The organism is uncultured Clostridium sp. (assembly GCF_947036855.1).
Taxonomy (GTDB): Bacteria; Bacillota; Clostridia; order Clostridiales; family Clostridiaceae; genus Sarcina.
The window spans coordinates 1-3,407 of record NZ_CAMQRY010000190.1 but is presented as its reverse complement, the minus strand read 5'-3'; the positions used below and the strand labels follow the sequence as shown (position 1 = coordinate 3,407).

Sequence of the window (3,407 nt, the reverse complement as noted above, 5' to 3'; positions counted from 1 at the left end):
TGAGGGCAAAGAGGAAAATCAGGCAGCGGAAGTAGAAAGTGTAGAAGAAACAAAGTCAGAAGTAGAGATAGAAAAACCACCAGTTTTAGAAAAGCCAGAAGTTGAAAAGCCTAAACCAGAGATTCCAAAACCTGTAGAACCAGAAATAGAAAAACCAGTTAAGCCAGAGGTTGAACAGATATCTTATACAATTTCAATGTATGATGCAGCTCCCGATATAGTACGTACAAAAACTATTACTGGAAGCAAAGAAGAACTTCAAAAACCTTGGTCAGTTTTTGGAAATTTAAAAGATTTTGGCTCAATAGTTAGTAATGTATCTCTTATAAGTTATAGCATTAATAGTAATAATGTAGGAGTCATAAATGTATCTAAAGAGATATATGCAGGATTTGGATTTGGAGCAGAAAGTATGATGATAGAACATCTTGCTAAAGGGTTCGCAAGTGCTTTTAAAACTAATGGTTCTATTGTAAATGTTGAAGGTGGTGCTTATGCAACAGGGCATATGGAATTTGGAATTGATGAAGTAATTAGATAGTAAATTTTGATTAAAAGTGAAAAAGGATATTCTATATAGTTAGTTTAGGTTGAAAACATAAAATAGGTATAAAGTTGTATATACAAATATAAACAGTTTGAAAACCTTTTAAAAAAACTGAATTATATGTTAATTTTTATATTATAATAAATACATAATATGGAAATAGTGAAGAGGGGATTATGAATATGAAGAAATTAAAGATTGTAACTATTGGTGGAGGTTCATCTTATACTCCAGAGCTTGTTGAAGGTTTTATAAAAAGACATAGTGAACTTCCAATATCAGAATTATGGTTTGTTGATGTTGAGGCTGGAAAAGAAAAAATGGAGATTGTAACAAATCTTGCGAGAAGAATGGTACAAAAATCAGGGCTTGATATTAAGGTTTACTCAACTCTTGATAGAAGAGAAGCTTTAGTTGATGCAGATTTTGTTACTACACAGTTTAGAGTTGGACTACTTGATGCAAGAATTAAGGATGAGAGAATTCCGTTATCTCATGGTGTTATAGGACAGGAAACTAATGGTGCTGGTGGACTATTTAAAGGACTTAGAACAATTCCAATTATTTTAGATATCATAAAAGAAATTGAAGAATTATGTCCAAAGGCTTGGATGATAAACTTTACAAATCCAGCAGGAATGGTAACACAAGCAGTTTTAGAGCATACAAACTTTAGAAAATTTATAGGACTTTGTAATGTTCCAATAGGAGAGAAAAAAGGTGTTGCAGACCTTATGGGTGTAGATATATCAAGAGTAGATATGGACTTTGCAGGACTTAATCATATGGTTTATGGAGTTGGAGTTAGAATTGATGGAGTTGATGTTTTAGAAGAAGTTCTAAGTAAGTTTGGTGATTCTACAACAACAATGAAAAATATTAAAGCTAAAAAGTTTAATAAAGATTTTGTTAAGAGTTTAGGTGCCGTACCTTGCTCATATCATAGGTATTATTATAAATCAGAGCAAATGCTTATAGCAGAGCTTGAAGATTTTAAAGAAAATGGAACGAGAGCAGAAGTTGTTAAAGCCTTAGAAAAAGAATTATTTGAATTATATAAAGATGAAACTTTAGATATTAAACCACCACAACTTGAACAAAGAGGTGGAGCTTATTATAGTGATGCAGCTTGTAGTCTTATAAACTCTATTTATAATGATAAAAAAGATATTCAAGTAGTTAATACAAAAAATAAAGGGGCGATTCCTAGTCTTGCTTATGATGATGCAGTTGAAATAAGTTGTGTTATAACAAAGGAAGGACCAATGCCACTAGCACTTGGACATTTACCAATAGGAGTTCAAGGATTAATAAGTCAGATAAAAGCATTTGAAAGATTAAGTGGAAAAGCTGCTATTACTGGAGATTATAATATAGCACTTCAAGCACTTACAATAAATCCACTTACTCCATCAGATGAGATGGCTAAAATATTAATAGATGAACTGCTTGTAGCACATAAAGACCATCTTCCAAAGTTTTCAGAGAAAATAGCAGAGCTTGAAAAATAAAATTTTTTAGTGAAAAGGGGTAATTTTATATGGGGAAATTAATAATAAATGCAGATGATTTTGGATATTCACCAGGGATAAATGCAGCAATAGTTTCAGCACATAAAAATGGAGTAGTAAGTTCAACAACTATAATGGCTAATATGCCAGGATTTGATGATGGTGTAAGACTTTTAAATGAAACAAAAACATTAGCTTGTGGAGTTCACTTAACACTTAGCTGTTATAAGCCACTTCTAACAACTCATAAAACACTAGTAGATGAAAATGGATATTTTTTTAAAAGACTTAAACCAGAAGTAGTTAAAAATTTTGATTTAGATGAATTATATAATGAGTGGTGTGCACAAATTGATAAGGCACAAAAAGAAATATATATTTCGCATATAGATTCACATCATTTTGCACATACACAAGAAAAATTTAGACCTGTTGTTAAAAAGATAGCAGAAAAATATAATCTTCCAATGAGGCATAAGCTTGATGGAATAGACTGTGTACCAACAGTAGATTTTACAAATAAATTTTATGAAGATAGCGTTTCTGTTGAATGGTTTGAAGGAGCTATAAATGAAATTAAAGAAAAAGGGATAATGGATATGATGACGCATCCTGGTTTCTTAGATAGCTTTGTATGTAACTCAACATCATATCAAGAGGGAAGACTTAAAGAATATGATGTCTTAACAGATAAAAGAGTTAAAGAAATTCTTGAAAGAAATAATATAGAAATTATAAATTATAGACAAATATAAGATATAGGAGCATGAGTAATCATGCTCCTTATATTTTGAAGTTAATAAAAAATAATTAAAATCAAGTCATAATAGTATCATTTTAATTTAAATTTGGAAAAATGATATAAAAGTGGTAAACTAAAGGAAACTAAAGATTACATTTAAGGAGCAAATTATGAACAAAAGAAAATTAGTAGTTATAATGGCAAGTTTAGCTATTGGAACAGTTGGAATAGGAACAGGTGTACAAGCTAGTGAACATAAGACAGATATAAAACCTGTAGAAAGCCAAGTTTTATTGGCAAATCATAATTCAAGCGTATACAATTATGTTCAGAGTTCAAACAATAGAGAACATGCATGGGATACAGCAGTTAGATTACATAATGGTGATAGAAAGAATAATTGTACATTTTATGTAGCGAGTCTTTTAAGAGGTGCTGGGTATAAAGTACCACATAGCATTGGATATACATCTAATTTAGGTGATTGGCTAGGTAATAATGGATGGACAAGAAAAACTAACTTAAATGAATTAAAAGCTGGAGATATTGCTTTTGCTGGGAATACACATTCAGTAGTATTTTTATCTTGGGTAAATAAAGATAAAAA

General features: G+C 30.6%; 2 protein-coding genes and 2 pseudogenes. All 4 read left to right on the top strand.

What is annotated here, in order from left to right; translation table 11 throughout:
• Positions 1-541, top strand: a pseudogene (locus Q0V15_RS12540) (hypothetical protein); the annotation flags it as partial.
• 188 nt (positions 542-729) lie between these two features.
• A complete protein-coding gene (locus Q0V15_RS12535) occupies positions 730-2,058 on the top strand; it encodes a 6-phospho-beta-glucosidase (RefSeq protein WP_297439481.1) in 1,329 nt (442 codons plus the stop codon).
• Between the two features lie 29 nt (positions 2,059-2,087).
• Positions 2,088-2,813: a carbohydrate deacetylase gene (locus tag Q0V15_RS12530; protein WP_297439480.1), complete on the top strand. Its 726-nt coding sequence runs from the start codon at positions 2,088-2,090 to the stop codon at positions 2,811-2,813.
• A 157-nt stretch (positions 2,814-2,970) separates the two neighbouring features.
• Positions 2,971-3,407 (top strand): annotated as a pseudogene (locus tag Q0V15_RS12525) (hypothetical protein); the annotation flags it as partial.

Coding starts and splice junctions, on each gene's coding strand:
- Q0V15_RS12535 (WP_297439481.1), top strand. CDS start 730: ATGAAGAAATTAAAGATTGTAACTATTGGTGGAGGTTCATCTTATACT.
- Q0V15_RS12530 (WP_297439480.1), top strand. CDS start 2,088: ATGGGGAAATTAATAATAAATGCAGATGATTTTGGATATTCACCAGGG.